Annotated in this window: 15 protein-coding genes; 6 read left to right on the top strand and 9 right to left on the bottom strand. The window is 72.2% G+C overall.

Annotated features, from left to right (window positions below; translation table 11 throughout):
* Positions 1 to 164: 164 nt before the first annotated feature.
* The gene (locus NQZ70_RS39910) at positions 165 to 932 is read right to left on the bottom strand and encodes a TVP38/TMEM64 family protein (RefSeq protein ID WP_237244470.1); all 768 of its coding nucleotides are present in this window, start codon (positions 930 to 932) and stop codon (positions 165 to 167) included.
* 134 nt (positions 933 to 1066) lie between these two features.
* Positions 1067 to 2014, bottom strand: a complete 948-nt coding sequence (locus tag NQZ70_RS39905) for a hypothetical protein (protein WP_129578903.1) — start codon at positions 2012 to 2014, stop codon at positions 1067 to 1069.
* A gap of 258 nt (positions 2015 to 2272) precedes the next feature.
* Here NQZ70_RS39905 and NQZ70_RS39900 point away from each other — a divergent pair, with 258 nt between their 5' ends.
* The 3 genes from NQZ70_RS39900 (at position 2273) to NQZ70_RS39890 (ending at position 5356) form a co-directional block, all read left to right on the top strand.
* Entirely contained in the window at positions 2273 to 3526 is a 1254-nt protein-coding gene (locus NQZ70_RS39900) for a hypothetical protein (RefSeq protein ID WP_129578902.1), read from the top strand.
* Between the two features lie 311 nt (positions 3527 to 3837).
* The gene (locus tag NQZ70_RS39895; protein ID WP_129578901.1) at positions 3838 to 4299 is read left to right on the top strand and encodes a hypothetical protein; all 462 of its coding nucleotides are present in this window, start codon (positions 3838 to 3840) and stop codon (positions 4297 to 4299) included.
* Between the two features lie 49 nt (positions 4300 to 4348).
* The gene (locus NQZ70_RS39890) at positions 4349 to 5356 is read left to right on the top strand and encodes a cupin-like domain-containing protein (RefSeq protein ID WP_129578900.1); all 1008 of its coding nucleotides are present in this window, start codon (positions 4349 to 4351) and stop codon (positions 5354 to 5356) included.
* A 100-nt stretch (positions 5357 to 5456) separates the two neighbouring features.
* Here NQZ70_RS39890 and NQZ70_RS39885 read toward each other — a convergent pair whose 3' ends face one another.
* Complete coding sequence (locus tag NQZ70_RS39885) at positions 5457 to 6344, bottom strand: LysR family transcriptional regulator (RefSeq protein ID WP_129578899.1); 888 nt, start codon at positions 6342 to 6344, stop codon at positions 5457 to 5459.
* 65 nt (positions 6345 to 6409) lie between these two features.
* Here NQZ70_RS39885 and NQZ70_RS39880 point away from each other — a divergent pair, with 65 nt between their 5' ends.
* Positions 6410 to 7213, top strand: coding sequence for an SDR family oxidoreductase (locus tag NQZ70_RS39880; RefSeq protein ID WP_129578898.1), 804 nt, complete (start codon positions 6410 to 6412; stop codon positions 7211 to 7213).
* A 100-nt stretch (positions 7214 to 7313) separates the two neighbouring features.
* Here the strand turns inward: NQZ70_RS39880 and NQZ70_RS39875 are convergent, their stop codons facing one another.
* The 3 genes from NQZ70_RS39875 to NQZ70_RS39865 form a co-directional block, all read right to left on the bottom strand.
* Positions 7314 to 7979 (bottom strand): hypothetical protein, encoded by a 666-nt coding sequence (locus tag NQZ70_RS39875; RefSeq protein WP_165374399.1) that lies wholly within the window; start codon positions 7977 to 7979, stop codon positions 7314 to 7316.
* 190 nt (positions 7980 to 8169) lie between these two features.
* Positions 8170 to 8904, bottom strand: a complete 735-nt coding sequence (locus NQZ70_RS39870) for an iron-containing redox enzyme family protein (RefSeq protein WP_129578896.1) — start codon at positions 8902 to 8904, stop codon at positions 8170 to 8172.
* A 231-nt stretch (positions 8905 to 9135) separates the two neighbouring features.
* Positions 9136 to 11085 carry a putative Ig domain-containing protein gene (locus NQZ70_RS39865; RefSeq protein WP_272826518.1) on the bottom strand — a complete coding sequence of 650 codons (1950 nt, stop codon included), beginning with the start codon at positions 11083 to 11085 and terminating at the stop codon, positions 9136 to 9138.
* A gap of 879 nt (positions 11086 to 11964) precedes the next feature.
* Here NQZ70_RS39865 and NQZ70_RS39860 point away from each other — a divergent pair.
* Entirely contained in the window at positions 11965 to 12729 is a 765-nt protein-coding gene (locus tag NQZ70_RS39860) for a DUF1287 domain-containing protein (protein ID WP_165374398.1), read from the top strand.
* Between the two features lie 245 nt (positions 12730 to 12974).
* Here the strand turns inward: NQZ70_RS39860 and NQZ70_RS39855 are convergent, their stop codons facing one another.
* Together NQZ70_RS39855 and NQZ70_RS39850 are read right to left on the bottom strand one after the other, a co-directional pair.
* On the bottom strand, positions 12975 to 13790 hold the full coding sequence (locus NQZ70_RS39855; protein ID WP_129578893.1) for an SRPBCC domain-containing protein: 816 nt from the start codon (positions 13788 to 13790) through the stop codon (positions 12975 to 12977).
* Positions 13791 to 13802: 12 nt separating this feature from the next.
* Positions 13803 to 14390 carry a helix-turn-helix domain-containing protein gene (locus tag NQZ70_RS39850; protein ID WP_061624597.1) on the bottom strand — a complete coding sequence of 196 codons (588 nt, stop codon included), beginning with the start codon at positions 14388 to 14390 and terminating at the stop codon, positions 13803 to 13805.
* A 1423-nt stretch (positions 14391 to 15813) separates the two neighbouring features.
* Between NQZ70_RS39850 and NQZ70_RS39845 the strand changes: the two genes are divergently transcribed.
* Positions 15814 to 16401: a hypothetical protein gene (locus NQZ70_RS39845; protein WP_237244469.1), complete on the top strand. Its 588-nt coding sequence runs from the start codon at positions 15814 to 15816 to the stop codon at positions 16399 to 16401.
* 86 nt (positions 16402 to 16487) lie between these two features.
* On the opposite strand, the gene NQZ70_RS39840 is transcribed toward NQZ70_RS39845, so the two are convergent.
* Entirely contained in the window at positions 16488 to 16718 is a 231-nt protein-coding gene (locus NQZ70_RS39840; protein WP_129578892.1) for a DNA-binding protein, read from the bottom strand.
* Positions 16719 to 16800: the final 82 nt, after the last annotated feature.

The following is a 16800-nucleotide window of genomic DNA, read 5'->3' as shown; positions in this document are numbered from 1 at the left end:
GGGCTTCCGCTACGCATCGGCGTCGAGAGCGCCGCGCGTGTGGCCCTCAGGGCCGTGAAGCGACCGAGCAGCAGGAAGAAGAGCGACGCCATTTCGTAGTGTATCGGTCCCACCGACGGCCTCGAAACGAGCTGCGCGCGCGTGGCGCTGGTCGATCTCTGGCCCTACGGCGCGCTCCGCCCCGCTCCCCGCTTCCAACGCTGCGCCTTGAAGAGCACGATCGCGACGACGACCGTCATCGCGCCCATGCCGACCCACACCGCGGGGGGCGCGCCGCGCAGGAAGTCGAAGACCTTTGGACCGAAATAGGCGGTCGCCAGGAGCGGCAGGACATACCCGGCCAGCGAGCCCCAGAAATGGGTCCAGAACGGCACCCTCGAGACGCCGAAGAACACGTGGAGCATGGGCGGCATCCAGAAGACGAGGCGGAGCACGAACACCGTGAGCCAGGCCCGCTTCTCCAGCGCCTCGTCGTAGGCGCGGAAGCGCGCCGGCACCCGCCTCGCCACCCAGTCGCGCGCGACGAAGCGCGCGAACGAGAAGCCCACGACGCTCGCCGCCATCGTCCCTGCCATGGAGAGCGCGAACGCCGTCGGCCACGGCCAGATGAGCGGCGCCGCCACGATGAACACCGTACCCGGCACGCCGAACGGCTGCAGCGCGGCGTACGCCGCCACGAACGCGACGTACCCCCACGGCCCGAGCTCCACGAGCGCCTGCTTGATCCGGGCGGGCTCGCCGAAGGTCTCGAACACGCCGGCGCGCTGCGCGACCACGAGGAGGGCGGCCACCGCCGCCACGGCGCCGAGCCTCACCCCGCGAAGGGCGCGGGCGGCGACGTCGGGCGGCGCCGGCGAGGTCGAGGCCAGGCCCGCGGCGCGGGCGCCGCCCGGCTCGGGCGCGCGATCGGCCGGTGAAGGGGACTGCCGCACGCGACAGAATTGACACTAATGGTCGATTTTGTCAAATCCTGGAGATCGACAGAGTGACGTTGCCACTGTCGATCTTGTCGTCCGTGAGCGAGACGAACGCCACCCCGCGCAGCGTCATCCGCGCGGCGCGGCCCTCACGGACCGCAGCCGGCGCGCTCCGCCCCGAGCGCGAGATCGTCGTACCACATCGTCTTGGCGCCGCCGTGGTACTTCTCGAACCCGAACTTGAAGAGCTTGTAATCGTACGGACCCCAGTCCGTGACGTGCATCGCGTCCACCTCTTTGCTGTCCACGAACACGCGCACCTCCCTGCCCGGGCCGTCGTAGTAGAATTCGAGGCAGTACCAGGTGTTCGCGACGAGCTTCACGCCGCCGGAGCACGTGTACATCCCGCCGTTCGAGAGCTTCTCGGCGTCGTCGCTCTTGCGGTTCAGCTCGAGCTGGCACTGGTGCTCGCCGATGCGGATAGCCTCGCCGTCGTTGGGATCGCCGGTGCCGGACACCGCCGCGACATAGGTGTTGTGGCCCATCTGGATGTCGGTATCGCTCTTGAGGTAGACCCTGCCCCAGAACTTGCTCGGGACGGCGACGCCGAGCATCTGGCTGAAGTCTGTGCCCGACACCTTCACCGAGCCCGTCCCGCTGTGACCCGTGCTGTCCAGCTTGACGTAGTTGCCCATATTGCTGCGCTGGTATTCGGGGAAGAACTGGAGCTCGGAGGGCAGCGAGCCCCCCTCGAAGTCAGAGCAGAAAATGCTGCACCCACCGGAACCCGTGCTGCCGGTCGACGTGCTGCTCGTGACGTCGCCGCCCCCGGTCCCCGTCGTGGCGCTGCTGGTGCTGGTGACGCTTCCGGTGGTGGTGCTCCCGGTGGTGACGCCGCTGCTGGTGACGCTTCCGCTGGTGACGGCGCCGCTGGTGACGCCGGAGGAGGTGCTCCCCGGACCCGCGGGGCCGCCACCGGCGCCGCCGGCGCCCCCGCCACCGTCGTTTCCGGAGCTCGAGGTACCGCCGCACGCGGCCGCCGCGGACGCAAGCGCGAGCGCGGCAAAGAAGGCAAAGGAACGAGCCGAGAAGGACATACTGGAGATCTCCTCAACAAAGGGCGCAGAATGGCCCAAGCGATGCTTGCGACTCTACCAGTGAACCCTGCGCGTGTCAGGCACAACCGGAGGAGTGGACCGCGCCAGCGCGGTTGCGGGCGTGCAGGCGAGGCGGCGATGCGCGCGCCCGCGCACGCACAAGCGGTCTTCGCCGGCCCCGGCCGGCCGGCGCATGCGATCTCGCGCGCGCCGCGCGGCGGCGCTCCTCCCCGGCCGAGCTGATCCGGCGGTCGCGACATGCCGCCTGCTTCCCGGCCCCCCTTCGAGCTCACGAGCCCGCGCGTCGCGTGGCGTTACGAGGCCGTGGGCCGCGTCCTCGGGGGCGTCGCGCTGCTCCCGATCGTGGTGCCCTTCGTCGCCAGCACGGTGGCCGTCGTCCTCGCCGAGGTGCTGGACGACGGGGGCCTCAAGAAGACCGCGTTCGGCGCGCTGGCCCTGGTCCTGCTCGGCGTGCTCCTCGCCTTCGTCCTCGCCCTGGTGAGCGCCTTGCTCAGCACCACCGCCTTCGGCCCGAGGCGCCCGGTGCGCGTGTCCGCCGGGGCGGCCGGGCTGCGCCTCGCCCGCGGCGCGACGCAGCGCTCGATCCCGCGCGCCGAGATCGTGTCGGGCCTGGTCTTGACCGAGCCGCGCGTCCGGGTCGAGCTCCACCTGCGCGGCGGCCGGGTGCTCGAGGTGCAGGTCGCGCGGGAGCGCGATGGCGAGCGCCTGCTCGCGGCGCTCAGGATCGGCCCGGCGGAGCGGCGCGTCGCGGTCTCGCTGGGCGGCGTCAACCGCGAGCTCGTGGCCGGCTGCGTCGGCCTGCCGGTCTTCATGGCCCTCTGGGGCGCCGCGCTCGCGGCGATCTCCAGGCCGATCTTCGGCAGCGCCGCACTGGCCGTGGCGTGGCTGGTCCTCAGCCTGGCGTCCACGTGGCTCTTCCGCCGCGCCGTTCGCCGCACCGAGGTCGTGGTGGGCAGCGACGGCGTGCGCGTCGAGCGCCCGTTCGCGAGCGTCTGGCTCCCCTACACCGAGCTCACCGCGGTGCAGGCGCGCGGCGATCGGCTCGTGCTCTCGCGCCGGCGTGGCGAGGCCGCGGTCGAGCTCGCGACCGGGGAAGACCTGACCGAGGCGCTCGCGCAGCGCATCCGCGAGGCGCACGCCTCCGCGGTGGGCAGCGCGGCGCCCCGCGGCGCGGAGGCGCTGGAGCGGCGCGGCCGCGACCTCGCGGCGTGGCTCGACGACCTCCGCAAGCTCGTCTCCGCCGGCGACTACCGGGCCACGGCCCTGAGCCCCGAGGACGTGCTCCACACCCTCGACGACGCCGACTCCCCGCCGGATCGCCGGCTCGGCGCGGCCCTGGTCCTGCGCATCGCCGGCTACCCCGAGGCGCGGGCCCGCATCCGCGTCGCCGCCGAGGCCACGGCCGACGACGCGCTCCGCGCGGCGCTGGAGCACGCCGCCGAGGAGGAGGTCGACGACGCCGCGCTCGCGCGCGCGCTGCGCCGACCTTGACCGCGCTCGCGCTCGCGCGCGCGTTGCGCCGAGCTCGCGCCGTGGAGCGCTGGGCCAGGGGCGTTGAGCCACTCTGGGCCAGGCGCGCCAGAGGATCCGGGCCAGGGCCGCTAACAGCGCGAACTCCGGGGAGAACAGGCGCTGTACGGATGGCACATGCCGTGCACGATGCAGGCGTGGAGGTGTTCATGTCACGGTTCTTTCTTGTGGACGATGCATCCTTGTTGTCGCCGCGGCCCACGCCCACGCCCCGAACGGCGGCCCTGGTTCGTGGGGTATCCCGCGCTGCCGCTGCGGCGGCGGCCGTCTTCGTGGTTGCCTGTGGTGCGCCGGTCGTCGAGGAGGGGAGTCAGGGGGACCCGGGCACCAACGAGCCTCAGCCGGAGGAGGGGTGTGGCGACGGGGTGGCGATCCCGCCGATGCCTCCTCCTCGGGACGACGAGGGCGAGATCATCCCACCGATGCCGCCTCCGCCGCCGGACGGCGAGGCCATCCCGCCGATGCCGCCGCCGATGCCTCCGCCGTGTGGCGACGAGGGCGAAATCATCCCGCCGATGCCGCCGCCGCCGCCGGACGGCGATGAGGGCGAGATCATCCCGCCGATGCCGCCGCCGGTGCCGCCGCCGTGCGGCGACGAGGGCGAGATCATCCCGCCGATGCACCCCCCTATCGAGGAGGATGGCGAGATCATCCCGCCGATGCCGCCGCCGCCGCCGGACGGCGATGAGGGCGAGATCATCCCGCCGATGCCGCCGCCCGCGCCGTGCGCGTGAGCCGTTCGCGGGTCGTGCCGGTGCATCCCTTCACCTGATGAGGTCGACGATGGGCGAACGCGATCGCGAGCTGGAAGTTGCGCCGGAGTGGTGGCGCTGGGCCACGGAGAACCTGCTCCGCGGCGTGTCGGAAGGCGCGGTGTCGGAGCAGCTCCAGGCAGCGGGCGTGAGCCGCGCGCAGGCCAGCGAGCTGCTCTCGGCCATCGTCCGTTCGCCCATCTTCCTCGCTGCCCGGCCGTTCGCCCGGGCGGCGCGGCAGCAGGAGATGGTGGTCCGGCTACAGCAGAGGATGGCGTCGAACGCCCTGGACCCGACGGGGATCCCGCGGCGCTCCGGCGTGTCTGCCGCGGAGTTTCGCGACGTCTATGTCGCCGGGAACATCCCGGTCATCTTGACCGACGTGGTGACCCGCTGGCCCGCGTTCGGCCGGTGGACGCCGGCGTATCTGGCCGAGGCCTTCGGCGACGTCATGGTCGACGTCACGACGGGACGCATGAGCGATCCCGATTACGACATGCACGCGGCGAAGCACACGCAGAGCACGCCGCTGCGCGAATTCGTCGCGCGCATCGAGGCCGCCCGCACGGAGACGAACGACTTCTACATGGTCGCCAACAACCGCGTCCTGGAGCGGACGAGGCTCGGCTCGCTGCTCGGCGACGTGGTCCTCCCGGACGGGTACTGCGCCGCGCATCGGCTCCTCGGCAGCTCGGCGCTGTGGCTCGGCCCCGCCGGGACCATCACGCCGCTGCATTACGACACGTCCAACATCCTCTTCGGGCAGGTGTACGGCAGGAAGCGATACCGCATGATCGCGCCGTTCGAGACGTCGCTGTTCGAGGGGGCGCGCGCGATGTACGCCGACCGGGATCCGGAGCAGGACGCGATGAGCCCGGCGCTCGTGAAGGACGTCGTGCTCGAGCCGGGCGAGGCGCTCTTCATCCCCGTCGGCTGGTGGCACCACGTCCGCGCGCTGGACGTCAGCATCAGCCTCGGGATCAACAGCTTTCCGTTCCACAACAACTTCGACTGGTACCGGCCGAGCAGCGTGGCGTAGCAGAGGCGGCGGCGATCGGCTTGCGGATGACCCGAGGATCGGAGTTCTGATCGTCGCTCGACGATGCGGGCCTCCTTTCGCCGCGTCGGTCCGCGGCGCGCTAGCGAAGCGCCTCGCGCACCGCGGCGTCGAGCGTGTCGACCACGAGGCGCACGCGCGGCACCTTCCGGAGCTCTCGATGGTACGCGAGGAAGATGGACGACGACGGCAGCTCCGCGTCGACCTCGAGCCGCACGAGCCCCGCGATCGAGCGCACCGACGGGTCGGACATGAGCGCGATCCCCTGGCCCTGGAGCGCCGCTTCGAGGAGCGCGTGGTGCGAGTTCGACCTCACGACGAAGCGCTTCGCCCCGTGGGCCATGAGCCACGAGCTCTTCGCGGTCTGCGCCAGCGTCCCCTCGTAGCCGACGAAATCGTGGCGCGCGAGCTCCGCCGTCCGCAGCCGCGCGCCCCGCAGCCGCCGCTCGACGTAGCTCGGCGCGGCGTAGAGCCCGAACGAGGCCCGCCCGACCAGGCGATGGACGACCGCGGGCGACGACGACTTGCTCCCGCGAATCGCGACGTCCGCCTCGCGCCGCGCGAGGTCGACGAGCCGCGTCTCCGAGAGGATCTCGAGCTCCAGCGCCGGATACAGCCGCCGGAGCTCGCAGAGGCGCTGCGTGACGGGCCGCACGACCTCATCGGCCAGCGACAGGCGCACCGTCCCGGAGAACGCCTCGTCCCCTTCGTCGCGCCGGATCGCGTGGAGCCCGCTCTCGATGCGCTCGGCGAGCGCCACGAGATCGAGCGCGTCGGGCTCGACCGACGTCCCCCCGTTGCTCCGGTGCACCAGCGGCCGCCCGAGCGCCGCCTCCAGCGCGTCGATGCGCCGCGCCGCGGTGGAGGTCGAGACCCCGAGCGCCCGGCCCGCGGCGAGGAAGCTGCGGTGGCGGTGCAGCGCGAGGAGCACGCGGAGATCGTCCCAGAGCGGAGCACCTGCGTTTTGCATCCGTGGAAATCGGATTACCACCGATGCCCATTGTCGACAAGCGCGCCGGAGGCCATCTTCCCGTCATGAATGCTTTCGACTTCAAGGGAAAGACGGTGCTCGTCACGGGCGCCTCGATGGGCATCGGCGAGGCGTTCGCCCGCGAGCTGTCGCGGCGCGGGGCGACCCTGGTCCTCGTCGCTCGCAGCGAAGCAAAGCTCGCCGCGCTGGCCTCCGAGCTCGGCAGAGCGCATGTCGTCGCCGTGGATCTCGCCGCTCCGGGGGGCCCGCGGCGCGTCTTCGACGCCGTCACGGCGAAGGGGCTCGACGTCGATGTCCTCGTCAACAACGCGGCCTTCGGCGTCTATGGCGCCTTCGGCGGCCTCCCCCTGGCGACGCACCGCGAGCAGATCGATCTCAACGTCGGCGCGCTCGTCGAGCTCACGCACCTGTTCCTGCCCATGATCGAGCGGCGCCAGGGGGGCGTGATCCAGGTGGCGTCGACGGGGGCCTTCGTGCCTTCCCCGTACTTCGCGGTCTACGCGGCGACGAAGGCGTTCGTCCTCTCCTTCAGCGAGGCGCTCTGGGCCGAGTACCGCCCGCGCGGCGTTCGCGTCCTCACCCTGTGCCCCGGCGCGACGGATACGCCGTTCTTCCAGCGCTCGGGCGACATCCCGGGGGCCGACAAGCGGGCGCGGCCCGAGGACGTGGTGCGCCTCGGCCTCTCGGCCTTCGTGGCCGGTCGCGCCTCGGTCGTCCACGGCGCCGCGAACAGCCTGAGCGTGTTCCTCGTCCGCTTCTTCAGCCGTGAGCTCCTCGTGAAGACGATGGCGCGGCTGATGACGCCGCGGGCGGCGGAGCTCCCCGGCGCCGCGGGTCGCGCGGCGTGACCTCGACGCGCGCGGCGCCCCGGTCGCGCCGCCGGGGGCGCGGGGGCGCTGCCGGGGTCGACGCGCGTTCCCCGGACGCGCGGCCCGGGGCGGCAGGGCCTCAGTCGACGCTGACGGTGGTCACGGCGGTCCAGTCGTTGCGGCCGTCTGCGGAGACGACGTGGAAGCGGAGCGCGTCCTCGTGGCGCGAGGTCGAGACGAGGGCCGCGCTGGCGCCGACGAAGTCGTCGCCGCGGCAGGTGTCGCGGAGATCGCCGCCGTCGTCGAGCACGCCGACGCGCACGGGCGCCGCGTGCCCCTGCAGGTACGGGGCGGCGATGAGCTCGGCCAGGGTCGACGGGGCGGGGACGGGCGCGTCGAGGTCCCAGAGGCGGAGGTGCTTCGCGTCCGCGAGGTGGGCATAGAGCCGCTCGACCTCCTTGCCGGAGTCCTCCTCGACGGCGAGGACGAGGAGGAGGATACGGTCGTTCTCGCGGGCGCGAGCGCGGGCCTTGAACGAGAGGGGACCGCGGAGGGTGAGCACCGCCGGGAAGCGGCCCCGGGGCGCGCTGAAACGCACGAGGGTGCGGCCGAGGGGGCGAGGGAGCGTGAGGCCGGCCGGCGCGCCCGGCGTGGGTGGCGCGGGGGGCGGGGCGCCCGGGTCGGGGGGGAAGAGCAGGTAGGCGGCGACGAGGAGGACCGGCTCGGGCGCGCCGCGGAGGAGGCCGTCGTGGCCGGAGGCGAGCTCGAGGGCGGTGATGCCGAGGCGGAGGCGGAAGGAGCGCACGCGCGGCGCGGGAGGCGCCGCGGGGGCAGGCGACGCGGAGGACGCGGGGCGGGGCGCGGAGGACGCGCCGCCCTTGCGGGACCTGGGTTTGCGCTTTGGGGACATCGGGCGAGCAGGAGATATCATGACCGGCGGCGCACGGGCGATCGGCGCGCGCGGCCCCGCCGGAAGGCGCGCGTGAGAGGCCCGCTCACGCCTGCCGGAGCCCCATCGCGCGCGCGACGCCGTCACGGTACGAGAGCCAGGCCGCGTGCGCGGCGGCCACCGCCGACGCGACCGCGTCCGCCGCGGGGCCCTCGTCCGGCACGTGCCCCAGCACCATCTCCCACGCGTCCCGACGGTGCCCGCCCTCGACCGCCCGGTGCGCCCGCACGAGGCGCATGCGCTCGGGCGGACACCCGTAGTGGCGCACGATCGGGTGCGCGCGCAGCGCCTCGTCGATCGGCGGCACCTCGCGCTGGCCGAGGAGCTCGGCGCGCTCGTGCACGCTGCCCTCCACGAAGATCGTGAGCACCGCCGCGCCCACGACCCACGGCGGCGCCGCGCTCACGCGGTCGAGCAGCGTCCGGTAGGCGCCGGCCTCGGGCTCGAGCGGGATGGACTCGTCCTCGACGGCCGCGCGCGGGATGCCCAGGCCGTCGATCATCTCCAGGAAGAGCTCCGGGTGCGGCGCGCCCAGGGAGAGCTTGCCGGTCTGCTCCTCGAACAGGTTCTCCGCCAGGGCGCTGCGCACCGCGGCCGGCGGCGACTGGCCGAGCACGCGCGCGAGCAGCACCGGGAAGTCGCGCACGTAGACCCGGTACTCGTGCCGGAAGTGGACGGTGAGCTGGTCGCGCGTGAGGCCAGGGCCGGTGAGGTGCGTCCAGGCCCAGTGGTTCTTGCGATCCATGATCGCGAGCAGGCGCTCCTGAAGGCGACTCGTCATGCGGCAGCTCCTCGGCAAGGGGAGCCTTGGTTGTACAGCACGGGGGAGCCGCGCGCCCACGTCCTCCGGGCGAGGGGGAGCGCGCTTCACGGCCTGGGCGCGAACCTCGACCGCATCAGGGCGAACTACGCCTCCTCCGAGGTCTGTCGCCGCGCGGCGACGAGCGGCGCGATGTTCTCCGACGGCCCGCTGCGCGAGCTGGCCATGGCCGTCCCTCGCGGGACGCCAGGATCAGCGGCGGGCGGCGTTCGCGTCGTTGCGTCTGGCTGCTCTTCGACGAGACGCGCCGAGCGCCGTCGTCGCGAGGAGCAGGAGAAGCGCCGCGGGCGTGCGAGGGGGGCCGGGCACCGCGCAGCCGCAGCCGCTCGGCTCGCCGCCGGTGTCGCTCGCCGCGCCGGCCGCTCCCCCGCTGCCGTCTCCGCCGGCGCCCACGCCCGTCGTTCCCGCGCCTCCACCTCCTCCAAGGCCGCCTCCACCTTCGCTCGTGCTTCCGCCTCCGCTCGAGCTGCTCGTGGAGGCCGCGCTCGAGGCCTCGCCCATCCCGCCCGGCGGCGACAGCGTGTACATGAGCGCCGCGCCGGCGGGGACGCTGGCGGACAGCGCGTCGCTCATGCCGCTCACGTCGGCGCGGCGCCACAGATCGCGGATCACCGGCGTTCCCGTGACGCCAAGCTCCGAGAACTGCACGGACATCGCCATGTCCTGGTCTCCGTGATTGAAGAACGCCACGGCCTTGCGGTCGCCGCTCAGGTCACGGACCCAGATCTCGCCGCCGTTCACCGTCGTGCGGTGGCCGCGCGCGCCGAGCGCGTCCTGGTTCACGGCGAGCACCTCCTCGTTGGTGAGCAGCGCGAGCGTCCACGCGTCCGAGCCGAGCCGCGCGGGGTTGCCGCCGAACATGAGCGGCGACGGCAGCATGGTCCAGAGCGACATGATCGTGACCTGCTCGTTCTTGGTGAACGTCGTCTGACCGGACGCGTGCCATTCGTTGCGTGGGCCGAGGTAGCCGAGCGGCAGCATGTCGAGGTCGGGCCAGTGACCCGGGGTGAGATCGCCGACGCCCTGCCAGGTGCTCGCGGCGCGGAGCACGCCGGGAAGATCGGTGAGCGCGTTGAAATCCCAGAAGTCGTTCACGACGCGCCACATGTTGGCGTTGCTGTTCAGGTGGCCGGACGAGGTGATCAGCCACGAGGGATCGTTGGGACCCGGCGAGAAGCTCAGCACGATCGAGCGTCCCGTCTTTTCCACGGCCCTGTGGATCGCGTCGGCCTCGGCCTGGTGATACCTGCGCGTCGTGTTGTTGAGCATGTCGTCGATCTTCACGAAATCGACGCCCCAGGACGCGTACTGCTGGAAGAGCGCGTCGTACCAGGCCTGCCCCGCCGGCGTGTCGCCGCGCACGCCCCACATGTGATCATCCCAGGGGCAGGGATCGTTCGGGTTGCCCGCGTCGCGCGTGGTGAAGCTCGACGCCGCGATGGGGAGATTCGCGTCGTACGATTTGCGCGGCACGCCGCGCATGATGTGGATGCCGAAGCTCAAGCCCATCGCGTGGATGCGGTCCGCGAGGCTCTTGAGGCCGTTGCTGCCCGTCGCCGACGGGTACTTGCTCGCGGCCGGCAGATAGCGGCCGTTCGCGTCGATCGGCTGTCCGGGCTCGTACCAGCGATAGTCGATGACCACGGTGTTCCAGCCGTACGGCTGGAGGTGCGTCCTCACCGCCTGGGCCTGGTCGATCATGTCCTGCTCGGTGACGCTCGCGCCGAACGAGTCATAGCTGTTCCAGCCCATCGGAGGCGTGAGGGCGAGCGTGCCGCCGGACTGCAGCGTGTACGTAGCGCTCGCGGTGCCGGCGGAGCTCGTGACGGTGACGGTGACCGGGTAGGAACCGGCGGCCGGCGTCGTCCCCGAGATGATCCCCGTGGACGGCGCGAGCGTGAGCCCGGCGGGCAACCCCGAGGCAGAGAACTCGAGCGGCGCCCGGCCGGTGGCGGGGATGGCGAACAAGAACGGCGACGAGGGCGCGGCACCGTACACGAATGGGCCCTGCAGCCGCGGCGTCGCGGGCGCCTCCGCCAACGAGATGTCGATGCTCGACTGCGCGTGTGCGGCCCCGCTCAGGACCTGGGTCGCCGCGAGCGTGGCTCCAACCAGAAGAAAGGAGGTGCGAGGCAGTCTCATGAGCTCTCCTGAGTGTCGGATGCATGCCGGCGTCGTGCTCGGCGCACGAGCCTCAACGCCTCTCGCGCTGAGCAGCGCCGGCAGCTGGAGCGACGTTCACCCGCTTCGGATACGGGCCCATCTCGACGTTTTCGGTGCTCAGCGCACAGGAGTGCGCTTCCGCGCCGAAAACGCCGAGCTGGACCCGTCTCCTGTGCGGGTGAACGCCGCTCTGGGACGCATGTGCCAGAGACGGGCGAAAAAGGATATCGTTGGGGTCAAATGTTAACGTTAACATTAGCGGCGTCAACTCAAATCGACGGGTCGGCGGGGTATCGGCCAGCCCGAGAGAGGGGACGAGGCTGGCGGGGCTCCCCCGGTGCGCGGCGCCGCAAGGAGCGGGCGCGAGGCGCCGCGGGAGATCTGCTTCGTCGAGCTCAACGACATCCCGGACGCGGCGTCATCCACGCCTCCCTCACTACCGCCCGGCATGATGGCTGCGAGATCGAGCTCCGCTGCCTCCATCTCCGGCTGGGGGTGGATCGAGAGATGGACCAGCGCTCCTCGTCGCGCGTCGTGGTCGAGATCGCGCTGGTCCTGCGCAAGAGCACCGCGGTCCCGGCCGCCGCTCGGGCAGCGAGATCTACGCTATTGTTATCGTTAACATTAAGTGCCAGCGCGACCTCGCGCCGCGGGGTGGCGACCACCCCGACGTGGGTCGGGTTCCCCCAACGCCCAACCTGGGTCGCCTTGGCCCAGCCGGGGCGACCTCAACCTGGGCCACCTCGGGGCACCTCAACCTGGGGGCACCTCAACCTGGGACGGGCACCCGGCCACCTGAACCTGGGGCGCGTCGGCCCTGCCCTGTCACAGATCGCCCTATCCGGACGAGGATGCGTCATGAGCTCACGAACCTGGGCTGTCCTCGCGGTGATCGCCCTCCTGGCCTGTCGCTCGCGGGAGCTCGCTCCGCGCGAGGCGCGCCTCGCCCCGGCCTCTGCGCCTGCGCTGGCGATGACCCCCTCGCCAGAGCCGACCCCCGCGCCCGATGCTGCGCCAGCGCCTCTCGCCGGATCCACCTTCGTCCCCGCGACCTCGAGCCCGATCGTCGCCCGCGCTCGCCTCGAGGTCGCCCGTGCCGTCACGTACGACCCCGCCTGGGTCGCCATCGGCTACCCGAACGGAGATCCGGCCCCCGAGCGCGGCGTCTGCACCGATGTCGTCATCCGCGCTGTCCGCGCGGCTGGCATCGATCTCCAGAAGGTGATTCACGAGGACATCCTCGCGCGCCCGGCCGTCTACAGGACGATCGAGCGTCCCGATCGCAACATCGATCACCGCCGCGTCGGGCCGATGCTCACCTACCTGCGGGCCCATGCCATGTCGCTCCCGAGGACCTTCGACGCGGCCGCGGTGAGCACATGGGAGCCTGGAGATGTCGTCGTCTGGGCCTTCAAGCCGTGCCCTTCGTGCACGCCGGATCACGTCGGCATCGTCAGCGATCGCAAGGGCCCGCGCGGCATTCCGCTCGTCCTCCACAACATCGGGCCGACGCCGAGCGAGGACGACCACCTCGACGCGTGGACCGTGCTCGGCCACTTCAGGATCCGCGGGGCGCCGATGGGGGAGGGGGCCGAGGAAGCCCGAGGCGGTTCCGAGCCGTGAAGGCTCCGGAGCGCCGCCCCGACCTGGGTCGGGTGGGGTGGGGGCCTCAACCCGGGTCGGGTGGCGCGCGCAACCCGGGTCGGGTGGCGCATCTCAACCTGGTTCCGGTCCGGACGGTCCGCGCGCGGATCCTCAACCTGGGTCAGGCCAGGTCAACCCGGGTCGGGTGGCGCAACCCGGGTGGGTGGCGCACCTCAACCTGGTTCCGGTCCGGATGGGTTCCGGTCCGGACGGTCCGCGGATCCTCAACCTGGGTCAGGCCAGGTCGCCGGGAAGCGGGCCTCCAGCCAGGCGCGCCATCGTGGCTCGAGCTCCGCGGCGGCCTCGGCCGCTCGATCGCCGTAGAAGAACAGGCTGACGGCGACGCGCGCCTTGTCTTCCCAGGGATAGCTCCCGAGGAGCGCGACGCCCTGCGCCGGCTGCTCGAGGCGCAACAGGACCTCGCAGCTCTTGTCGCTCTGCTCGACGTGCTCGACGGTGCCGACGAGCGGCGGGGCCCCTGCCGGCGCTGACCGTCGCTCGCCCAGGTTGGGGCCGGAGACGCCGAGCGCGGTCGCGAGCTGCTTCCAGGCCTCGGCGTGCGCGCCAGGGTAGGCGCTCATCGCGCGCGCGGCGGCGGCGCGCTGGTCGGCGAAGTGACGCAAGTACAGGCGGAGGACCTGGAAGAAACCGGGCCAGCCGCTCTCGAACCCCTCGATCTCATCGTCCCAGGAGTCCTTGGACGTGAACAGGCTGTGCACGAGCCGCACGAGGCACTCGTCGCCCGAGCGGCTGGAGACGACGAACTCCGTCGCGAGGGGCGGAGCGCCCTCGCTCCAGCCGTGCTCCTCGTACTCGAGGCGCGACGGGGGCTCCCACGCCGTGATCGTTCCCGACGAGGCGGCGCCTTCGCCGAAGGTGAACTCGATCTTGCCGCCGACGCGCTCGTCGGCGGTGGTGGGCGCGAACCAGGCGCTGATGCCAGGGCCGGTCGCGAGGGCGCGCCACACCTGCTCCGGCGTTCCGGGCACGACGAGCTCGAGCTCGACCCAGCGTCGTCTTGCGTCGCTCTTTATCGGCATGTGGGCTCCTTTCTAGGGGTCATCGCTCGGCTTCGGATAAGCCATCACGAGCAACCGGTGCTCGCGCCCGCCGGGGGCGGTCGCGTCGTGATATCGCGCCACGAGGTCGGTGACGGCCTTGCTGAGATCGGCGGTGAAGGCGGCGCGCTCTGCGGCCGACGCGAACCGGATCTCCGTGTCGATCGAGAGCGTCGCCAGGCGCTTCTGGGCGTTGAACGCGAGGCGCCACAGCCTGCCGACCTCGCGCACGACGCGCGCCGCGAGCGCGATGAGGTAGCTCGCGGACAGGCGATCCCTGGTCCGCTGTGGATCGGCGGCGGCGGGGCCGAGGGCGCTCGGAGATACGACATAGGCGCTCGCCGTCGCCACGAACAGGCGCTCCGTCAGGCCGCCCCATTTCCGCTCGCCGGCCGCCCGCACCAGCTGGTGTGCTTCGAGCGCGCGCAGGTGGTAGTTGACCTTCTGCCGCGCCAGGCCCACCCGCTCCGCGAGGCTCGCGGCGGAGGCCGGCTGCGCGAGCTCCGAGAGCAATCGGCTCCGGACCGGGTCGAGCGCGACGACCGCCGCGGCAGGGTCTTCGATGACCTCAACGTCCAGCACGCGGGTCATCGTAGGTTGACAAATTTTATTGTCAAGGCTTGCGACCCGACCCGGGTTGAGGTGCCGCCGACCCGGGTTGGGGGCGGCACGGACCCGACCCGGGTTGAGGTGCCGCCGACCCGGGTTGGGGGCGGCACGGACCCACGGACCCGACCCGGGTTGAGGTGCCGTCGCCGACCCCGGTTGGGCGCGAGGGACCCGACCCAGGTTGAGGTGCGGCGGACCGATCCAGGTTCAGATGGCACGGACCCGACCCAGGTTGAGGTGCCGCCGACCCGGGTTGGGGGTGGCACGGACCCGACGGCGGCCCCGGGTCGCCCCTAACCCAGGTCGGGCCGCCTGCCGCCAACCCGGGTCAGCCCGTCGGTCGCCTCTTCCCCCGCGGGTGGCCCGGGTCGCCGCAACCCGGGTCAGCCCGCCGGTCGCCCATGCGGCGGCCGCGCGCTTCGCCGTCGGGCAGCCCTGCTCTTATGATGCGGCACATGGCGTCGTCTCCTGCCCGTGCATCGGGTCCGTCTCACCGCGCCGGCGCCGTGCCGCCGGCTCTCCTGCGGCTCCTCCTGGTCGCCGCGCTCGCAGGATGCGCCGTCGAGCAACGCACCTTCGTCGACAGGGGCCAGGGCGGCGCCGGCGGGACCGGCGCCGCCGGCGGGACCGGCGCCGCAGGCGGAGGCGGGGCGAGCAGCGACGGCGCTTCGACCACCGGTCCCGGCGGCGGCAGCTGCACGGGGCCATCGGATTGCCCTCCCCCCGCGGAGCCATGCCAGATCCCAGCGTGCGTCGACGGCAGGTGCGGCACGGCGCCGCTGCCGGAAGGTACCGAGATCGCGCCGACGATGGGCGATTGCCAGCGCACCGTCTGCAACGGTCGCGGCGCCCACGTCGTCGTCGCTGCCGACGAGCCCGAGGATGACGGCAACCCGTGCACGTCGGACTCCTGCGACGGGATAACACCTGTGCACGCGCCCCAGCCCGGACCGTGCCCAGGCGGACGATGCGACGATGCTGGCAAGTGCGCTCCGCTCCAGTGCGCGCAGGACATCGAGTGCGGCGCCTCGACGGAATGCTACCGATACACCTGTGATAACGGCCTCTGCGCAGAGGGACCCGCGCCGGCAGGCACCTTGTGCAACGCGCAGCAGGATCAGTGCGACGGCGCGGGCCGCTGCGTCGACTGCGTGAACAGCGGCGGCTGCGGAGAGTGCTGCGTCTGTTCCACGAGCGGGGTCTGCGTCCCGGCGTGAGCCGTCCCCGGACCCGCGATCCCGCCCCGCGCCCCGACCCCCGCGCCCCGACCCGGGTCGGGGCCCGCGTTCACGGCCGCGGACCGCCCTCGCTTTCTTGCTCCGCCGGCGGCGCCTGCCGCTAGCATCGCGGCATCGTGCGCCCGCGCGCCGCCACCGCCCGAGAAGGAGACCGCCCCGTGCACCGTCGACATGCGCTCTTGATCCTGATGCTCCTCTGCCTCGCCCCCCTGCTCGTCGGGTGCGGGCACCCCTGGAAGACCACCCGTCAGGCCGTGCCGAACCCGTTCTACGGCAAGGGGCGCTTCGCGGTCGTCCCGGTGGCGTTCCTCGGCACCACGGTCGGCGACATCTCCGAGGCCGACTGGATGGCCGACAAGGACGCCGAGCAGCGGCAGAGCTGGCAGGAGGACAAGTCGGCGATCAACGAGCAGTTCACCGAAGCCCTCATGGCGGAGACAGCGTCGGAGGACGCCGTCGTCGTCAGGGCGGTGAGCGCAGCCGACGCGCCGTTCTTCATCCGTGCGAACGTCACATCCTATGAGCCCGGCATCTTCACGGGCGTCTTCAACAGGCCCACCGTCCTCAAAGCGACGGTGCAGATCACCGATCCGGCCGGGACGGTGCTCGACGAGGTCCTGCTCGAGACGGCGGCGCCCGCGAGCTTGTTCAATCCGTCGAGCGGAGGGCGCGCGCGGGCAGCGGCGAAGGAGCTCGGAAAGCTGACGGGGATGTACGTGCTCCACCGCGTCCGCGGCGACGACTGAGCTGCCCTGGCGACCCGACCCGGGTCGAGGTCGCCCGCCCCACCGCAGCCGGGCCCCCGCGTCATGCCGCGCCTGGACGACGGGGGCTATCCGCCCTTGGCGAGAGACCTTCCCTGGGCCTCGAGGGCGGCTTTGAGGACTCCGATCGCCTTCGGCCCCACGCCATGAAGCGCCAGGAGCTGGGCCTCCGAGAATCGGGTGACCTGGTCCAGGCTGAAGACGCCGATCAGAGCGAGCGCTCGCGTCGCCGGCTTCCCGATGCCCTTCGGGAGCGAGGATTCTGGTTGTTCCTTCGGTTTGCTCGGTTTGCTCGGCATGGGCCCATCCAGATGTGGTGATTGGCCGCCCGGCGGCCAGCGCATCCCTATTCATCGGCAGCGCCAACCCCGCGACCGCGTT

The sequence above is a fragment of the Sorangium sp. So ce836 genome (assembly GCF_028553905.1).
Taxonomy (GTDB): Bacteria; Myxococcota_A; Polyangia; order Polyangiales; family Polyangiaceae; genus Sorangium; species Sorangium cellulosum_D.
This window is presented reverse-complemented; position numbering and strand designations above follow the sequence as displayed.